Raw genomic sequence first — 257 nt, forward strand, 5'->3', positions numbered from 1 at the left:
GCTCAGCGGTTGGCCGTGTGGGTCTCGTCGGGATGCAACTGAGGACCTCCTGAGAGTGGGTATATTCTCGTTGATCAGAATATGCCCACTCTTTAGGGTTGATGTCATGAAGACACCGTCACCGTTGCAGTTCACGCTTCTCACTGCTCTCACCGGTCGCACACTCCACGGATACGCACTCGTCGAGGAAGTCTCGACGCTCACGGGGCAACGGCCAGGTGTCGCGACCGTGTACGCCGCACTCGAGAAGCTCCTCG

Annotated in this window: 1 protein-coding gene; it reads left to right on the top strand. The window is 58.8% G+C overall.

Annotation, left to right across the window (positions count from 1 at the left end; translation table 11 throughout):
- Positions 1-70: 70 nt before the first annotated feature.
- Positions 71-257 (top strand): hypothetical protein (locus tag SB773_RS32975; protein ID WP_410594632.1); only part of this gene is annotated, 187 nt, incomplete at its 3' end.

It is taken from the genome of Bacillus sp. SIMBA_074 (assembly GCF_046534555.1).
Classification (GTDB): Bacteria; Bacillota; Bacilli; order Bacillales; family Bacillaceae_G; genus Bacillus_A; species Bacillus_A mycoides.